The organism is Halocynthiibacter styelae, assembly GCF_016123485.1.
Classification (GTDB): domain Bacteria; phylum Pseudomonadota; class Alphaproteobacteria; order Rhodobacterales; family Rhodobacteraceae; genus Halocynthiibacter; species Halocynthiibacter styelae.
Genome location: NZ_JADCKQ010000023.1, coordinates 1 through 17,836, shown reverse-complemented (window position 1 = coordinate 17,836; position 17,836 = coordinate 1). Strand labels below are relative to the sequence as shown.

Below are 17,836 nucleotides of genomic sequence, written 5' to 3'. Positions count from 1 at the left end.
TACCGGAGCGACGGCTGTGGTGAACCTCTTTGACGGCGACACAATCAATGGTGATCCGGCGGACAGCAGCAATGCGACTGTCACCCCGGTTGACCCTGCGGCTGTTCCGTCTGAGCTTACTGTGAACTCTGACGGCACTGTTGACGTGAACCCGGGCACAGAACCTGGTGTCTACACGTTCGACTATGAGCTCTGCAGCACCGACACCGTGCCTGTCTGTGAAACCGCAACTGCGACCATCACTGTCACACCAGAGATTGAGGCAGCACCAGAAGTGTTTGACACTTATGGACCAGCCGGAGGCACAACCCCGTCGATCCTCGCGTCTGATACTCTGAACGGTGAAACAGCGGATCTGACCACTGTGGACATCACAGCCCCGGTTCCGGGTGACTATAAGGATGCAAGCGGTCAGCCCGTCACAGGCCTGACCCTGGATCCGGCAACCGGCCTGATCACCATTGATCCGGATCTGGCAGCGGGTGACTATTTTGTAGATTATGAAATCTGCACCAAAGCTGCCCCAGTCACCTGTTCCACAACGACAGAGACGATCACCATTGGTGTTCCGAAACTGACGCTGACCCTGCAGGCCGGTGAGGTCAGCACAGATGGCGGCAGTGATCCTTCCGTGACAGATCCGGGTGACACCGTGCCTTACACACTGACCGTGACCAATGATGGTGACGTGACGATGGAAGACATTGAAGTCACCAGCCCGGAGCTGACCAATATTGTCTGTAACCCGACCACATTGGCGCCAGGTGAAATGGCGACCTGTACGGCGGATCCTCATGTGATCACTGTGGATGACTTCAATGCCGGTGGCATCGAGAAATCCGCGACGGTTACAGGGTCTTCCACAGCGGGTATGGCTGAGGATATCTCTGACACCCGGAATGACGGCGGTTCTGAAGGTTCTGATGATCCCGATCTGGATGGCACCACTGATGGCGATCCCACCAGCGACCCGACCATCGTGCCTCTGGCGCCTCTGCCTGCAGAACCGGGAGCAATCACGGTTACCAAAACAGCGAACCTGAGCCTTGTGAACTACGGCGACAGCGTGACTTACACGCTGGTCTATGAGAACACATCTGCTCTGAATATTGCGGGTCTGGATCTTCTGGACGAACTGCCGGGTGGGCTGGCCTATACACCAGGAACAGCCCAGCTGGCTGGTGTGGCGACGGAACCTGCTGTTGCGGGTCGCCTGCTGACCTGGTCAGGCGTAGATATCGCAGCCGGTGCTTCTGTTGAAGTCACCCTCAGCGTGCGCGTTCTGCCGGACAATGCGACACAGGAACTGATCAACAGCGCCTGGGCAACCCAGGACGGTGATGTTGTATCCAACATCGGTACCGCAACCATCCGCATCCGCCCTGAACATGTCTTCCATTGTTCAGATGTGATCGGGAAGGTCTTTGATGACCGCAATGGCAATGGCATTCAGGATGGGCCTGACAGCCTGGCTGGTCTGACCGATCAGACTTTCACTGACGGTAAGTTCGAAAGCGCCCCATCAGCTGAAAACCGCGGTGAACCTGGTCTGGCCGGTGTGCGTCTGGTGACTGTGAACGGTCATCTGATCACCACCGATGCTTATGGTCGCTTCCACGTGCCATGCGCAGCCCTGCCGGCAGATGGTGGTTCCAACTTCACCCTGAAAGTGGACACCCGCACTCTGCCATCCGGCTACCGCATGACCACGGAAAACCCACGGGTTCTGCGTCTGACAGCTGGTCGCTTTGGTCGCATGAACTTTGGCGCAACGATTGCCGATGTGGCACGGATCGATCTCGATGCAACAGCCTTCACAACCGATCGTCAGACCGGCGAACGGGTGGCCATCGAAGCCCTGGATCAGGCGCTTCGGGCGATGCTGAACGATCCTTCCAACCCGGTGTCTGTAGTGTATCTGCGCTATCACCGTGCCGATGAGGAAACCCCGCGCATGGCGCGCCGTCACCTCGATCTGGTGGAAGGCATCCTGAATGACGCATGGACCGGACAAAGCGGCACCCGCCTGCTGGTGGAACGTGAAACCCTGCGCCTCAACCAATAAGACCGGTAAGGAAACAGTAAAATGAAAACACACTCAACTCTCGCCGGTCTCATGATGACAGCTGCCTGGATTATTCCGGGCAGCGCATGGGCCGATACCTGCACCCCTGCTGTCGCGGAATGCGCGGCAAATGCACAGACTGTGATCAGCATGCCTGTGGGCGAAAATGCAGAAGCGGCGGCCACGGCCCCGCGTGCGCAGGGCTTTGCAATCTCAGTCAACGGGGCAACCCCGCAAGGGGATACCCGCCTGATTGAAGCACAGCGCCGGGCGGATGTTGCCCTTGCGGCGGCTGATATCCAGGTACGCTATGACGGGCTGGATCAGTCCCGCCGCCTGGATGCCAATGTGATCGGAGACCAGTCCTGGCAGGCCGGTGACACCGTGACTTTCCAGAGCCGCATGAATTACCCGGCTTTTGTCACCCGTGGCGAAATCCGGATCATTGACACAGAGGCACGGGGCGGCGCAAAAACCGTTGCAACCCTTGCCATCACCCCGGGCGCGCGCGCCTCTGTGACTCTGCCGGAAGGTGAAAACCTTGTTTTTGTGCACCGGGTTTATGACGCAAACGGGCGCTATGATGAAACTGTGGCCCTGCCTCTGTCACATCGTGATATCCGCGATCTTTCAGACGTGGAAACCCAGGAAGAAGGCACTTCTGCCCTTGCACGTCAGCACATTCCCGTGCGCGGTGGTGCTGTCACTGTGTCCGGCACCGGTTTGCCCGCAGGTACGCACATCCGCACCCTTGGTGAGGTGGTTGAGGCCGATGGCTCCGGTGCTTTTGTCCTTCAGCGCATTATGCCTGTGGGCGATCACGCGGTTCAGGTCGCGGCCCGTACTGTTGATCTGACCCGCGACATTGAGGTTCCCGGATCTGAGTGGTTCTATGTGGGGGTCGCGGATGTGACCCTTGGCTGGCGCAGTGGCGATGACATTGAAGGCACCGAGGATTACCAGCGGGGCCGCATCGCCGGTTACGTGAACGGACGTCTGGCCAATGGCACGGAAATCACCGCATCTGTTGATACCCGTGAAGAGGACCTTTCCGATATCTTCCGCAACCTCGACAAACGTGACCCCAGCTCCGTCCTGAACCGGATTGACACAGATGATGCCTATCTGACCTACGGCGATGACAGTTCCATCGTGGAAGATGCGCCGACCTCCGGCCGTTTCTATCTGCGTGCGGAACGCGATGGCAATCACATCACCTGGGGCGATGGTGAAGCCAACCTTGAAGGGGCCGAGTTCATCCGCAACACCCGTACCCTTTACGGTCTGCACGGGGAATGGGCGTCACAGAACACGACGTCTGATGGCGAAGCCCGTGTCCGCATCAACGCCTATGCAGCGCAGCCGGATAATCTGCCTGGCCGTGATATCTTCCGCGGCACCGGCGGCTCTATCTACTTTCTCAACCAACAGGACATCAGCCGGGGTTCTGACCATCTGACCATTGAGATCACCGATCCGACCAATGGCCGGGTTCTGGATCGCCGCACGCTGGCCTATGGCACCGATTACACCATCAACTATACCCAGGGTGTGATCCGTCTGAACCAGCCGTTGTCTGCCTATGCGGGCACAAGCGGGCTGATCAGCGAAAACCCGAACGGCGACAATAACGTCAACCTGGTTGTGGCTTATGAATATACACCAACCGCCAGCGATTTGGATGGATTTGCTTATGGTGCACGCGCTGAGGCCTGGGTCAGTGACTCTGTGCGTATTGGCGTAACTGGCATGATTGAGGACACAGGTACTGCCGATCAGAAAGCCCTTGGTGCGGATCTGCGTCTTCAGCATTCCGAAACCACCTGGGTTGAACTGGAAGTGGCACAATCCGACGGGCCGGGCTTTGGCTTCACCCGTTCCACCGATGGCGGTCTGACCACGACCACCACCGCTGCTCAGGCAGGCAAAGGCCAGGCAATCCGACTGGAAGGGCAGGCTGATCTGAACGAAATCGGTCTGGCGACCCCGGGCCTGATTGGCGCTTATTACGAGCGCCGCGATGCGGGCTTTAACTCGCTCGATTACTCCGTTTCTGATGATGAAACACTCTGGGGTGTCTTTGCCGAGGTTGAAGCATCTGATCGCACCCGTCTGCGCTTCTATGCGGACAGCTATGAAAGCGATGCAGGGCGTGAGGATCTGGAGGCGGGCCTGGAACTGCACCACAGGTTGTCCGACACGCGCGAACTGTCCTTCGGTGTCGAATATCTCGATCGCACCAACCCCGGTGACGCGACCAATACCGGCACCCGTACAGATCTGGCCCTGCGTTACACCGCGACTCCATCTGATGCGCTCAGCTGGTATGTCTATGGTCAGGGTTCGGTTGAGCGCACCGGCGGTCTTGCCCGCAATGAACGCTTTGGCATCGGCGGCACGGCACAGCTGAACGACAGCTGGACCCTGACTGGTGAGGTCTCTGAAGGCACAGGTGGCACAGGCGCACGTGCGCTTCTGACCCACAGCAATCAGGGCAATGGCAACAGCACCTACTTCGGCTATACGCTGGATCCGGATCGCACGCTTGCCGGGGCAACCCTGAACGGCACGGATCGGGGTCAGTTCGTCATGGGGGGCACCCGCCACATCAGCGATGCCACGACGATCTGGGCGGAAAACACCCGCGATCTCTTCGGTCGTCACAAGGCGCTGTCTTCTGCCTTTGGCGTCGATTACAGCGCGACAGAGTTCAGCGACTGGACCTTCGCGCTTGAAGTTGGCGACATCAGTGATCCGGATGGGGATGACTTTGACCGTCAGGCGCTGACCCTGGGTTATGCCTATTCCGATGATGCCGATCGCGCCGCCCGTGCGCGCCTGGAACTGCGTCGTGAACGCGGCATGGATGGTACAACCAGCCGTGATGCGGATACCCTGGCCTTCACCGGGGATTACAACGCGAAGTTCTCGGAAGATGCACGCTTCATCGGCACGCTGGATACGGTTTACACAGATCGCAAAGACAGCACCCTGGAAGATGCACGCTATGCAGAGCTGTCCCTTGGTTATGCTTATCGCCCGGTGGAACATGACCGTCTGAACCTGCTGGCACGCTACCGTTACGTCTTTGACGAATACGGTCAGGTGACCGATGGCACAGATGTGCGTGGCCCGCTGCAGCACAGCCATATCCTGAGCGTGGATGCCGAATATCAGTTGAATGACACCTGGTCTGTCGGCGGTAAAATCGGCTATCGCTGGTCTGAATCTGCGGATGCTATCGGCGAGAACTTCACCGAAAACAACGCTCTGCTTCTGGTCGCCAATGCCCGCTGGCATGTGGTCCACAACTGGGATGCGCTGCTTGAGGTCCGTATGCTTGACGCCCAGAGCGCAGGCACAACAGATTACGGCGCACTGATCGCAGGCTATCGTCACATCAACAACAATGTGAAGGTAGGTCTTGGGTATAACTTTGGTCAGTTCTCGGATGATCTTTCCGATCTGACACTCGATGACCAGGGCGCATTCATCAATCTGATCGCCAAATTCTGATCCTCACCTCTCCCGGAATAATCCGGGGGAAAACACAAAACAAAAGGCTCTGATCTCGTGATCAGAGCCTTTTTTAATGTCGTATTACTGGTGAATTATGGGTAAGCGGTGCATCACTTCCAAAAGTTCCACGGCAGTAGCTGCCTGATGTCCTTCTGTTTGTGACCCTGATGAGTGGCTGTGAGGACGCCAGTCAGGCATTGATCGATGTAGCCGGTGCTAAAGATCGCGCCATGGGGCAAGAAGCCAAGATGGAGATGGTCTGCGATTATCTAATCGGCACCCAATTCAAACAACGTGTGGATGTGATTGTTGAGCGGTTTGAGGACATGCAAGACAATCTACGCAAAGAACGCATTTTCATAGAAAAACAATGGGCGCTGCGAGCCAAACAAATTGACCTGGAAATCGCGTCTACGGTTGGCATGCACGGCGATTTACAAGGGATCGCAGGGGGTTCGATGCTTGGAATCGAAAGCGTAAAGGCATTGTTGATCGGGAAAGACGATTGAAATTACACTAGATTTTGGCCATCGATAGCTTATGGACCACGTTTACCACAACGAATGCCTGCTTTGACGGACCGCACTGCGGCATGTTGATCAGGTGGTGAAGGTCCGGTTTGGGCCTACGCGTGACTTTGCAAAGGTTGCTATCTGCCCATTGCTGTCCTTGGTGTATGGCGCAGCATGTGTGCGCCAATGTCGGGGCTGTGAGCGATCGTTCTTTTCAAATCTGACCAATATGCCTGCAGGTGCAGCAAGTGACCGGCTTCAACTCTTCTTTCTAGACAGTGCTGATGCAGCAACGAAGACATTGCTTTCGGTGCTGAAATTTGGAGCAGCCGTTAGGAGAAACCCTCACTAAAAGCTGCTCTGATCGCTTTCATCACAAACTCGGCCCGTTATTAAAATTCTGTTTGATCTGCTCGCCATCATCTTGGGCGTCATTGGGAAGATCCTCACGCCGCAACCAAACCTGTACCTTTGCGACCATGGTATTCAGCCACTCGGATCGTTGCCGCCAATCACTCCGCAAATCCAGATATCGATGCACGATCCCAGTCAGGCGTTTTTGAATCGGTTTGGGTGCGGCCAAGATGGGGGCAGGGTTTTCAAGGATGAGTTCGTCCGGAGTTTCTTGGATTGTATCGTTGGCCATTTCCTCGACAACCGCTTCGACCGCCGCCATGCCCGCATCCATTTCGGCTTTGGCCTGCTCCGCCTGGGCAATCAAATCGCCTGCCTCAGAGGTTTTTTGTTCTAACTCTTCCGCCTTGGCTGCATTTGCGCGCTCGACCAGAACGAGGCGTTCTTCATGTTGCCGGATCGCCACACGCTGCTTGGCCTGCTTCGCTTGAACAGCCTTCAATTCTTCCACCTTTTTCACGATCCGGACACGGTATTTCCCAAGGCGCTTTTCTTCATTGGCTTGCAACACCTCCTTTTTCTCCAGTTCTGCCACCCGTTCTTGATCCTTAGCAATTGACGCCTCACGCGTGGCAATTTCGGCATCTAGATCATGGATCATTTGCTCCTTGGTCGCGATTTCGGCAGGGAGATCTTCATGCAATTGCCGCACAGATCGGTTGAGCGTGTCCGGAAAGTTCGCCCCAGCATCCAACCTGTCTTGTTTGCGATTTCCGCGCTGAATGTCCGGACAATAACGTTGCATGATTTCTGCCGCCAAGTCCTGCAGCTCCGACATTGCCTGTCTGGTCAATTCCTTGCTGACAGGATAGCCGGAATTCGTGACCCCGCGCAGTTCCAAATGCGCATGGTCGGTGGTTTCATCGCCGTGATGCACCAGCCCTTCAAGCGTGGTGTTCAGGTGGTCTGCTAAAGCCTGTGCGAGTTCCAAATATGCTGCATCTTGCTCGTCCGTCGTCAGCGCGCCAAAAAGTTTCGCCGCCTCATGACCAAAAGTGATGATCCCTGAGGTCACGATTGCTGCGTTTGATTTTATCGCACGTTGTGCGCCACGGCGGCCGCGCAGTTCCACCACCTCACCGCGGATTTCTGGTAGCGGACGCGGTTCGATCAAGATGCGGTTTAAGTCTTCACGATTTTTATCTACATAGTTAGGCTTTCTGCCTTTGCGGAAATCGTGCCGCCGCTGGCCATAGGCTTGCGACATGGTGCGGTTTTTGATCCGCACAGATGCGGCCCATGGATTTGCATTCTTTGGCTCAGTCGGGGCGTTTAATAATTCTGTCATGTGACCAGAATTGGCTGGCCCCGTGAAAGCCCAAACCCAAGAATGGGCATCGGATCATATCACATGTGGATAACGCCGATATTGCCAGCCAAACGGCTCAAATGTCCGATTTCCCTCAAGCCATCCTCATTCTCTTAGGTCATTAAATTTCACAAACTTTTCCCATTTCCTTTTTCATTGATCCGGGGTGTGGGGTGTCCCCACGAAGTGCGGTGGAGCGGCGCAACGCTCCGGACAAGGTGATCGTTTAATAAGATTTTGGTCAGCCTGTTTCATAACCTACTAGCCATAATAAATTATGTCGTAGGCAAAGGGGCAGCTTCGCCCCCTTTTGAAACCCCAGACGAAGAGGGCGCCACCCTCTTTCGAAACGCCCACCAAGGGTCAAGCCCTTTGGAAACCCTGCGCGCCCTTGGCCTAACGGTGCTCTGCTAGACACTGCCACTCATCCGCCGTCATGGCATTCACCACAGGCGCGAGCCTTGCGAGGATCTGATCACGGTAATCTGCAGTTTTCCGGTAGCGCCCATCGGTTTCGTCATGGTGTTTATGTCCAACCAAATCCTGCACCGCCTCTTTCGGCACATTAGGCGTATGGCGCAGCACCGAGATGAACCGATGTCGGAAGCTGTGGAACGTCCGTCTTTGCGAGCGTTCACCAAGCTGGGTGCTCACCACGGGCTTCCACTTGCGGTAAAACACATCGCCAAAGCTTCCCGTCTCACATTGCGGCTTTAACTCTGGGAAGAGGTCCACTTCTCCCTTCGTTCTCAATTCCTCGACGTAACGGCCGAACCCCAGATCAAGCAGTGCCCGATGCATTGGCACCAGCCGTTCGGAGGCTGCATTCTTTAAGCGGCGATTAACATTTTTGCGAATGCGCAAATGAGGGATGTCATGCACCACATCCACGTCCTCGACCTGCATCCCGAGGATTTCCTCGCGCCGCGCCCCTGTAAGGCTCGCCAAGATCGGCCCCCAATAAAGCCCATCTTTGATAACTTGCCCCCCAGCTTCGTTACGCCGTCCCAAGCTGGCACATCCTGTCCAAACGGGGTGCCTCGCGAGTTCTGTCATGTCGGTATCGGAAAATGCCAACCGCGCGTTACGCTCATCGTCATTAGAGGTTTTGCGCAAAACGGACAAATCCAAAATTTCCGCAGGTTTTGCACCGCGCGATTTGGCGTATTTTAGAAACCCTTGGATGATGGTGACATTGCGGTTGATCGTCGCCGGAGACAGACCAATTTGTTCTCCGGACAATTCTTCCGCCCGTTCTAAAACTTCGTCCAATGTCCGAGCTTGGTCCTCCGGTGTCTTCCTGTAGATTTTTGGTAGTCTTTCCAAGACGCTGACGTAATAGAACATATCTTCCTGCCGCATATCACCCAGATGCGACACACCAGTAGCCTCCAGAAATTGTGCCAAAACGGCGTGGCGCTGTTTAACGTCCTTCGCGATTTTCTTACGCTCTGCCGTATCATCAACGTCTCGGTTTCTGCTTGAGATATAATCACTGATAAGACTGGGCAGCTCATCAGAATAGCGCCCTTTCTGAGCTGACCTTAGTTTCGGTTCGACCACCCCGTCCCGAACGCGATCTAGGTCCAAATTCAAATACGGTGCCGCGATCTTGCGACGATCAGCCCGATCCAGGGCCTCAGCTTTTGCTGCCATGCGCAGCGCACCAACCGCGCGTAAATCCATCACACCGCATTGAGAACGGTTCAAATTATCCTGTGCGATTGTCCGGCTTTTGCACAGGAACTCCTCCGACAAGACTTCGCGCTTTAACTCTTCAATCTCGAGACGGATTTGGGACAGGTGATCAGCATCAAAACCTTCTTCACTCAGATCCTTGAGGTCCTCTGGGAATAGGTCCGCCCCTTGCCCTCGGGTCGCCACCAAACGATAAGCAACTGCCCGACATTTCTCATCGAAATATCGTTTGCGCCAATCTTCTGGCGTGGTGGCGTCTGGCTCGTAATACCGCTCTTCTTCGATCTGCTCGAGATTTTTCGCAACCAAATCGGTCAGGAAGCATTGGGCCTCTGCCTGAGTGATCCGCTTGCTCTTCATGCGTTCACTACAGGCCTCAAAGCCGGAGTTCACAAGATTGGCAAGGATCTTAGCTGTGGAAAACCGTGCGGTTCTCAGGCTGATCTGGATGTAAGCCGTCGTCGAAACCCTTGCAGGCAAGCGTCTGCGCCAAATGTAGATGGCACCACGGCGTGTTACATAATTTAGTCCGATCACAGGGCATTCCTTCAAACAAGGAAGCGCCGGAAATAATATTTGGCAAACTGCATGAGATGCATAAACGAGATGCACCTACGAGACACAGCTGGGGTATCCCCGAAAAATGCGAAAACCGCATTCAACAAAATCAAATAGTTATGTGGAAACTGGCTGGGGTGGTAGGATTCGAACCTACGGTACACGCTACCAAAAAGCGTTGCCTTACCACTTGGCTACACCCCAACTGTGATCCGGTGAATACCCGTGAGTTGCTGGGGGTTCAAGAGTAAAATTCCTCAAAATGATATTTTTCTGCTGCGAAGGGAAAAGAAATGATTTGAGAGGTATTCAAAGCCCGCGTTCAGATAGCGCAGGCTTTGAATAGCGTTTAAATGGTCTGATCGTAGGCCCCAACTGAAGGCTCTGTGCGAATAACTTTGTCGATATCCGCGAAAATTTCCCGCATTTCAGATTCGCTTTCCGGGCTTTCGCAGACCACCACAAGATTCGGGGTGTTGGAGGATGCGCGTACAAGCCCCCAGGCTCCGTTGTCGAGAATAACACGTGCGCCATTTACGGTGACGACTTCAGAAATCGCGCGACCGGCGACAGTTTTACCTTCTTCATGCATGGCTACAAGGCGGGTCACGATACGTTCCAGCACGTCGTATTTCTCAGTGTCGGCGCACCATGGTGACATTGTTGGTGTCGCCCAGGTGCGGGGCAGGGCGCGATTCAGGTCAGCCATGGTCTGGTCTGGGTTGCGGTCAAGTAATTTGCAGATCTCTACTGCAACGCGCATGCCACAGTCATAGCCACGGCCAATGGGTTCAGCCAGGAAATAGTGACCGGATTTCTCAAACCCGGCGAGCGCACCAAGTTCATGTACGCGACGTTTCATGTGGCTGTGACCGGTCTTCCAGTAATCGGCTTTCGCACCATTGGCTTTCAATTCCGGGTCAGACGCATAAAGGCCAGTGGATTTCACATCTGCGACAAAGGTTGCGTTTGGATAGATGCGGGACAGATCACGGGCCATGATGACGCCGACTTTATCTGCGAAGATTTCCTGGCCTTCATTGTCCACAACGCCACAACGATCACCGTCGCCATCAAATCCAAGCGCCAGGTCTGCGCCTGAGGCTTTGACAGAATCTGCCATGTCGTGCAGCATTTCCAGCGCTTCTGGATTGGGGTTGTAGTGGGGGAAGTTGTAGTCAAGCGTATTGTGAGAAGGCACAACTTCTACACCCAGACGTTCAAACAGTTCCGGCGCGAAGGCAGAAGCCGTGCCATTGCCTGTTGCGCAGACGACCTTAAGCTTTCGGGTCATTTTGAAATCGCCCACGAGGTCATCGAGATAAGCTTCACGCACACCATCAACGAATTCATATGCACCACCGGTGTGGACCTGTCCTTCACCATTGAGAACGATATCGCGCAGTTCCCCCATTTCATCCGGGCCATGCGTCAGAGGGCGCTGAAAACCCATTTTTACGCCGGTCCAGCCATTGGGGTTATGGCTGGCTGTGACCATGGCGACCGCAGGCACATCCAGGTGGAACTGTGAAAAGTAAGCCATTGGCGAGAGCGCCGGGCCGATGTCTTTGACGGAAATGCCAGCTTGCATCAGGCCCAGCATCAGGGCGTTTTTGATGGTCAGGGAATAGTCACGATAGTCATTTCCGACAGCAATTTCCGGCTTCAGACCGCGGCGGCGGATCTGTGTCCCAAGACCCAGGCCAAGGGCGGTTATACCTGGAAGGTTGATTTCTTCAGGGTATTTCCAGCGCGCATCATATTCACGAAATCCGGTTGGCGTGATCATTGCATCCCGCAGAAAGCTCCAGCTATTTTGGGTGACCTTTGTCAGGGGAACGATCTTAGAAGAAGGTGTCATGCGTAACTGCCTTTAACAGTGAATACTCCGGAAACCGGAGAGTGAAACATAGAAAATGCTGCCCCGAGGGGCAGCACAGGATCAGGATGAGATCTGCTCGCGCAATACAGAAAGCGTCAGCGAGATCATCAGGTAAACGCCGGCCATAATCATGAAGGTCAGCATCGTGTTTTCAAAAACGCGTGGATAAGTGGGCTCGTCTGGTGCGACGGGAGGAACAGCAACGGCTAGGAACCGGGTTTGGCTGCTGGCGCTGAGTTTTGCGGCTTCCAGGCTTGCCAGAGATTGCTGAAGCATGCCCTGCCAGGTTGCAAGATCCGCCTGAGCAATGGCAAGCTCCGATGAGATCTGCACAAGCGAGTCACCGTTTGCATTTACCGCTGTCATCTGTGCGCGGACGGATGCGATTTCGTCTTCGAGAACCTTAATTCTGTTTTGCACGGGTTCAACCTGTGCGGGGTTTGGGCGGGCATTTGACAAAAGCTCCGAAAGGCGCAGCTTTTCCTGGGTCAGAAGCCCCTGAAGGGTCGAAACCTGTTGGCTCAGAAGCCCGATTTCCACATCCGAGGAGATCACATTGTGGCGTTGCTGTAGTTCGATAACCTGTTGCTGCGCTTCCGCCATGTTGCGCCGGGTGTCAGCAAAGCTGGTTTCTGCCACAACGGTCTGATCTTCGCGCAGGCGCTGGGACAGATTGTCGACAACTTCTTCTGCATAACCGATAAGTGCGCGGGAATAGGCGACACCTTCTTCAGGAGTGATGGTGATCACCTCCATCTTCAGGATGCCTTCCGTCGGATCAAAGGCAATTTTGATATTATTGGTGTAAGTTTTGAACGCGTCTTCCTGCGTTGCGTCAGCATCAAGCCGTGTCAGGAAGTCAATATCGTCCTGAGAGAAATGCGCGACATAGTCATATTCAGCATCGAGTCTTTGCATAGCTGCCCGGGATTGCAGGTAACTCTGCACGGTCAGGCTGTCCTGACTTGACGAAAGAGGGGATCCGGAAAACAGGCTGCCGAGGCCACCACCGCTGCTATTGTCAGATTGCTGAATCAGAAACTCAGTGCGGGTAGAGAAGAGTGGGGTCGCAATATTGGCATAGTAGATACCCGCAATCAACGACGGCAGAAGAACAAAGACGGCCAGCCGGAGCGTCAGGAAAATCAGTTTAATACGGCGTCTGCGGGCGATGTTGCGCTGAATCTTCAGAACTTCTTTGGCGCGATTGGCTTCAGCTGCCAGAGCAGGCCCCGGGACGGAGGCCTGACCTGGCTGAATCTTTTGTGGCAGCTGAGCGTTGCCCGTAGCACCCGCAGCATTTGCATTCGGTGACAGGGCCAGCATGTTTTTACGTCCAAAGGGGTCAATCCCTTTTTCCCGCAGCTGCCGGATCGCATCGTAATCGGAAGAGGCTGTAATATTATTGCGAACGGCCATGCGGCGGGCCATGCGCAGATCCCGGCCTGTCAGCCCTTCTTTGCGGATAGCATCAATCGCTTTGTCTTTTTCTGAACGGTTGTCTGCATCTGCTGCAGATTCTTTTTTGACAGGTTTTGCCGGGCTGGAAGCTTTTGGGGCAGGCGCAGTGCTTCCGGCTTCTGGATCAGCATTGCCCTGGCTTGCGGCTTTAGCCTGGTTCACCACCGGGGCAGAGGGGGCAGTTTTGGCTTCTTCGGGTGCCTGGGGCGTTTCGGATGCCTGTTTTGGTGCCTGTGTTGAAACGTTAATTCCAAACACCCGTCCTTTGCGCTTGGGTGCTTCGTTTTGCGGCGAAGCAGCGGCTGGTTCGGGGGGGGCGACAGTGGTCGGGTTTTCCCGCGCGGTTGCTGCAGGAGCCTTCCCGGCTTTGTCCTGACTGGGGCTGAGCAACGAGCTCCCACGGCGAATGCGATACTTTTTAATCTTTGGATTGGTATTCATACAAACTCTTCGCTTCTTCCAGCGTATCAAACATATAGAAGTATCCGTCCCGAAGTACACCCGCACAGCGGCAATATTTTTCCAGAATATCTGGGTCGTGGGAAACAATTACGATGGTTGTTGTGGCAATACGTTCCTGTAGGATTGACGAGGCTTTCTCGTTGAAGTTGACATCTGTTGTGCCAGGCATGCCCTCGTCGATCAGGTACATATCAAAATCAAGTGCCAGCATCAGTGCAAATGAAAGGCGCGCACGCATCCCGGAACTATATGTGCCGAGCGGCATGTCGAAATACTCTTTCAGTTCGCACATCCACCGGCAGAAAGCTTCGACATAGTCCGGGTCAAGACCATAGAGTTGGGAAATATAACGGCAGTTCTCTTTTGCACTCTGGTTGCTGACCACACCGCCCATAAAGCCCAGCGGGAACGAAATATTACCATTGCGGATAATTTTGCCTTCGTCGGGCTTTTCCAGGCCTGCCATCATGTTGATCAATGTCGTTTTGCCCGTGCCATTTGGGGCAAGCACACCCATAGATTTGCCGCGCTCCACATGGAACGACGCGTTCTCAAGGATCACCTTCCGCTGGGTGCCGGTCCAGAAGGACTTACTGACATTTTCAAATTCCAGCATGTGTTACCTGTTTGCCTGGCATTATCACTCACGACTGATACATTGTTAGCATTGTTTAGTTAACGAGCACTCTATACCGGTTTTACGTGTATTATGTGTTCATATGGCGGCAAATTTCAATGCGATAACTGCCAACAAACTAATCAGAGCGCTGAAATGACAACAGGCCAGGGGAATTTCCGCCTGGCCTGTCGGTGTAGAAGTGCAAAAGGATTACAGTTCCTGTTTCTCCACCCGGCAGAGTTTGCCTGCAATGATGGAAATAATTGCAGCTGCGAAGCTGAACAGGGCACCCATCTTGGCGGCGGCTTGCACAGACTGACCATCCAGCATGACAGAACTGTCAAAAGCAACTGCCGCGATAAACAGTGACACGGTAAAGCCAATTGCCGCAACACAGCCGATCACAAAGAGATCAATCGTGCGCATCCCCTGTGGCAGCCCCAGTTTGAGGATGTGCGCGCCAAACCAGCCGAAGATCAGAATGCCAATCGGCTTGCCGATAATCAGGCCGGCCAGAACCAGCCAGGTTGGGGAACCGATGGCTGAAAATTCGACACCAGCATTCAGCAGGCCGAAGAAAAACAGCGCGATTTCAACCGGGTGCTTCAGTTTGTGTTCAATATCGTTGAGCAGGTCAGTCAGATAGCTTTCCGCTTCTGAGAAGATGCCAAAGGCACGATCCGCATGTGGGATGGTCACAACAATCGGCAGAAGACCCAGAGCCGGGTGAATACCAGCTTGCTGGAAGCCATACCAGCTGAAAGCACCGGCGATCAGGTAAGGCCAGAAGCCAAAATACTTGCGCACTTTGCTTGAGATCGGGCGCATCTGATTGCCTTTGTCCATACGACGCGGCAGGTCGTTAAACAGGAACCAGACGGCAGCAGAGGCAGCAACGGAAAGCAGCAGCCATTCAGGGGCCAGCTCACCAGAAGGATAGAAGACCGCCAGAATGATCAGGCCAGCTGCATCGTCAGCAATCGCCAGCAGCAGCAGGAAGCGCACCGCCGGGTGGCCAGCGCCAAAGACCAGACGCCCAACGAGGTAGGCAAATGCAATGTCTGTTGCGATCGGAACGGCCCAGCCATTGGCCACAGCATCATATGTGGTTGAGCCAAGGAAAGCCGCCAGGCCCAGGTAAACCGCAATCGGGCCAACCATGCCACCAAGGGTCGCAAACAAAGGGGTTGCGGCCTTTTTGCCGCGCAGAGAACCGTTTTTCAGGATCACGGCTTCCCAGACTTCTTTTGCCGCAATGGCGAAGAAGAAGGCCATAAGCACATCGTTCACGAGATAGTGGAAGGTCAGGACGCGCGTAACGTCTCCGATATCCTCAATATGGAACTCGTCCCCATATTTATAAAGCCATTTCCCGGCATCCATCCCCACCCAGTCATTAAACCAGATCGGATATTCAACCACATGGTGATAGCTATGCGGATCCAGATTCGCCCAGACAAGCGCGATCAACGCCCCCAGGATGAGCAAAACGGAATAATTTATTACGAAGTTCCACACACGATACATGTTCAGCGCATTCCCTGTTTTTTTAGTTCCCCCGGATGTACTGGAAATTACGCAGCGGAACAAGTCTGCGCCGGTATATTTGCACGGCGGGGGGATGACATCTTTGTGCAGGATGCTGTGCGCAAGCATCGGACAATCTGCACGCGTAAATGTGATGCCGGATCTCTTACCCTGTCAGCCAGTTCTGTGCATGATGGTTTTATGAGTAACAAACAGCCCGATATTGCCACCGAAATTTCGACCTGCAGGCTGTGTTCTGACAGGTTTCGTCAGACGCACACCGCACATGAACCCCGCCCCGTGGCCTGGTTTCAGCCGGGGGCGCGTATCCTGATTGCGGGGCAGGCGCCAGGCATGCGGGTGCATCAGTCCGGCCGTCCTTTCACGGATCCCTCCGGGGATCGTTTGCGGCAATGGATGGGGGTTGATGAGGATGTGTTCTATGACAAAGCCCGTATAGCGATTGCGCCCATGGCTTTCTGTTTTCCTGGTTACAATGCGAAGGGTGCTGATCTTGCCCCGCCTGCTGTTTGTGCGAAGACGTGGCGCGCAAAGGTGTTGGCCTCTCTGCCAGATCTGCGCCTGACGCTTGTGATCGGTGGCTATGCGCAAAAATATCATTTGGGGGATGCTGCTTCCGGGGGGGTAACCCAGACTGTAGAGCGCTGGCGCGATCATGGAGCTGAGACTATCCCTTTGCCACATCCTTCCTGGCGCAACAGCGGCTGGTTGAAAAAACACCCCTGGTTTGAGGCCGAACTCTTGCCTGTCCTGCGCAGCCGTGTATCAGAGGCGCTGTAAAGGAGTGCCCGATGTCTGATCCGATCTCATCCCCGCTTGATAAAGCCCTGCATGCAATGAACGGGGCACCTGATGATGAACAGGCCCGGATGCAGTTTTACGCTGAATTTGCCGATACCACACTGATCTTGCTTCTGACGGCTCCTGCAGGTGATGACAGTATTGCGCCTCATATGTTCGAAACGGATCAGGGGGCGTTTGTGGTTGCTTTCGATCAGGAAGAACGTCTGGCCGATTTTGCGGCGTCAATCGAAGGCGGGGCGGCGGAATATGCCCAGCTGCCCGGACGCGCGCTGGCTGCGATGCTGGACGGGCAGGGGGTTGGCATTGCGTTGAACCCGGGGGTGATTGGGGCCGAATATCTTTGCACGCCGGAGGCCGTGACATGGCTTGTGGCTGTGTTGGAACAAAGCCCGGAGATCGAGGAAGCCCGGCCAGGCGACATCTCGCACCCCGGTGAGATCAGTGAAAACCTGCGCTCTGCTCTGGAGCGGGCCATGCGCAATGCAACGGGGCTGGCTTCTGCAGCCTGTCTTGTGAAAGCCATACACCGGGGCGGGGCCGAAGGATTGATGTTGGGGCTTCTCGATGTGGCCCCTCAGGATGAGGCGGCGCTTGCGGGCGCGGTATCTAATGCAGTGCAGTTCCTCGGGGATCTGGATCTGCGTCTCGATGTGATTTTCCCGGAAAAAGCCAGCCCCTTTGCGGCGCAACTTGCGCAGGCGGGCCTGGCGCTTGCGATTCCTGAGGTGGAGGAAACGACGTCAACCGGGCCATCTGCGCCTGGAATGGATCCAGCGACCCCGCCCAGGCTGCGTTAACCCCGGATTGCTCATCGGATGTGTTCGCGCGCAAATCCCTTGTTTGTATCTGTAGAAATCTCCCTTGCCTTATTTTTGTCTAATTTTTGCTTTTGGAAAGTCATATTTGGGTCATTGTGACACCAGATTTTCATAGTTTTTGGTGTTGTTAGCGTATTGTTAACCTGAGTGTATTTCGGGTTGGCGCG

At 54.8% G+C, this 17,836-nt stretch carries 11 protein-coding genes and 1 tRNA gene; 5 read left to right on the top strand and 7 right to left on the bottom strand.

Annotated elements, in window-relative coordinates:
* From H1D41_RS18000 to H1D41_RS17990, 3 genes are all read left to right on the top strand, one after another.
* Positions 1–2,065, top strand: a 2,065-nt coding sequence (locus H1D41_RS18000; protein WP_228850228.1) for a DUF7507 domain-containing protein, incomplete at its 5' end; no start/stop codon positions are given.
* Between the two features lie 21 nt (positions 2,066–2,086).
* The gene (locus H1D41_RS17995) at positions 2,087–5,581 is read left to right on the top strand and encodes a hypothetical protein (protein WP_228850227.1); all 3,495 of its coding nucleotides are present in this window, start codon (positions 2,087–2,089) and stop codon (positions 5,579–5,581) included.
* A gap of 170 nt (positions 5,582–5,751) precedes the next feature.
* On the top strand, positions 5,752–6,093 hold the full coding sequence (locus tag H1D41_RS17990) for a DUF2130 domain-containing protein (RefSeq protein WP_228850226.1): 342 nt from the start codon (positions 5,752–5,754) through the stop codon (positions 6,091–6,093).
* 376 nt (positions 6,094–6,469) lie between these two features.
* Here the strand turns inward: H1D41_RS17990 and H1D41_RS17985 are convergent, their stop codons facing one another.
* From H1D41_RS17985 to H1D41_RS17955, 7 genes are all read right to left on the bottom strand, one after another.
* On the bottom strand, positions 6,470–7,738 hold the full coding sequence (locus H1D41_RS17985; RefSeq protein WP_228850225.1) for a plasmid recombination protein: 1,269 nt from the start codon (positions 7,736–7,738) through the stop codon (positions 6,470–6,472).
* A 477-nt stretch (positions 7,739–8,215) separates the two neighbouring features.
* Positions 8,216–10,054 carry a site-specific integrase gene (locus tag H1D41_RS18435; RefSeq protein ID WP_228850224.1) on the bottom strand — a complete coding sequence of 613 codons (1,839 nt, stop codon included), beginning with the start codon at positions 10,052–10,054 and terminating at the stop codon, positions 8,216–8,218.
* 150 nt (positions 10,055–10,204) lie between these two features.
* A tRNA-Gln gene (locus tag H1D41_RS17975) sits at positions 10,205–10,279 on the bottom strand.
* A 145-nt stretch (positions 10,280–10,424) separates the two neighbouring features.
* Positions 10,425–11,936: a phosphomannomutase/phosphoglucomutase gene (locus H1D41_RS17970; RefSeq protein ID WP_228850223.1), complete on the bottom strand. Its 1,512-nt coding sequence runs from the start codon at positions 11,934–11,936 to the stop codon at positions 10,425–10,427.
* A gap of 81 nt (positions 11,937–12,017) precedes the next feature.
* Positions 12,018–13,859, bottom strand: coding sequence for a capsule biosynthesis protein (locus H1D41_RS17965; protein ID WP_228850222.1), 1,842 nt, complete (start codon positions 13,857–13,859; stop codon positions 12,018–12,020).
* Positions 13,837–14,496 (bottom strand): ABC transporter ATP-binding protein, encoded by a 660-nt coding sequence (locus tag H1D41_RS17960; RefSeq protein ID WP_228850221.1) that lies wholly within the window; start codon positions 14,494–14,496, stop codon positions 13,837–13,839. The genes H1D41_RS17965 and H1D41_RS17960 overlap by 23 nt, the downstream gene beginning before the upstream one ends.
* A gap of 213 nt (positions 14,497–14,709) precedes the next feature.
* Positions 14,710–16,026: a Na+/H+ antiporter NhaA gene (locus H1D41_RS17955; RefSeq protein WP_228850220.1), complete on the bottom strand. Its 1,317-nt coding sequence runs from the start codon at positions 16,024–16,026 to the stop codon at positions 14,710–14,712.
* A gap of 201 nt (positions 16,027–16,227) precedes the next feature.
* Here H1D41_RS17955 and H1D41_RS17950 point away from each other — a divergent pair, with 201 nt between their 5' ends.
* Positions 16,228–16,827 (top strand): uracil-DNA glycosylase family protein, encoded by a 600-nt coding sequence (locus H1D41_RS17950; RefSeq protein ID WP_228850219.1) that lies wholly within the window; start codon positions 16,228–16,230, stop codon positions 16,825–16,827.
* Between the two features lie 11 nt (positions 16,828–16,838).
* Complete coding sequence (locus tag H1D41_RS17945; protein WP_228850218.1) at positions 16,839–17,648, top strand: SseB family protein; 810 nt, start codon at positions 16,839–16,841, stop codon at positions 17,646–17,648.
* Positions 17,649–17,836: the final 188 nt, after the last annotated feature.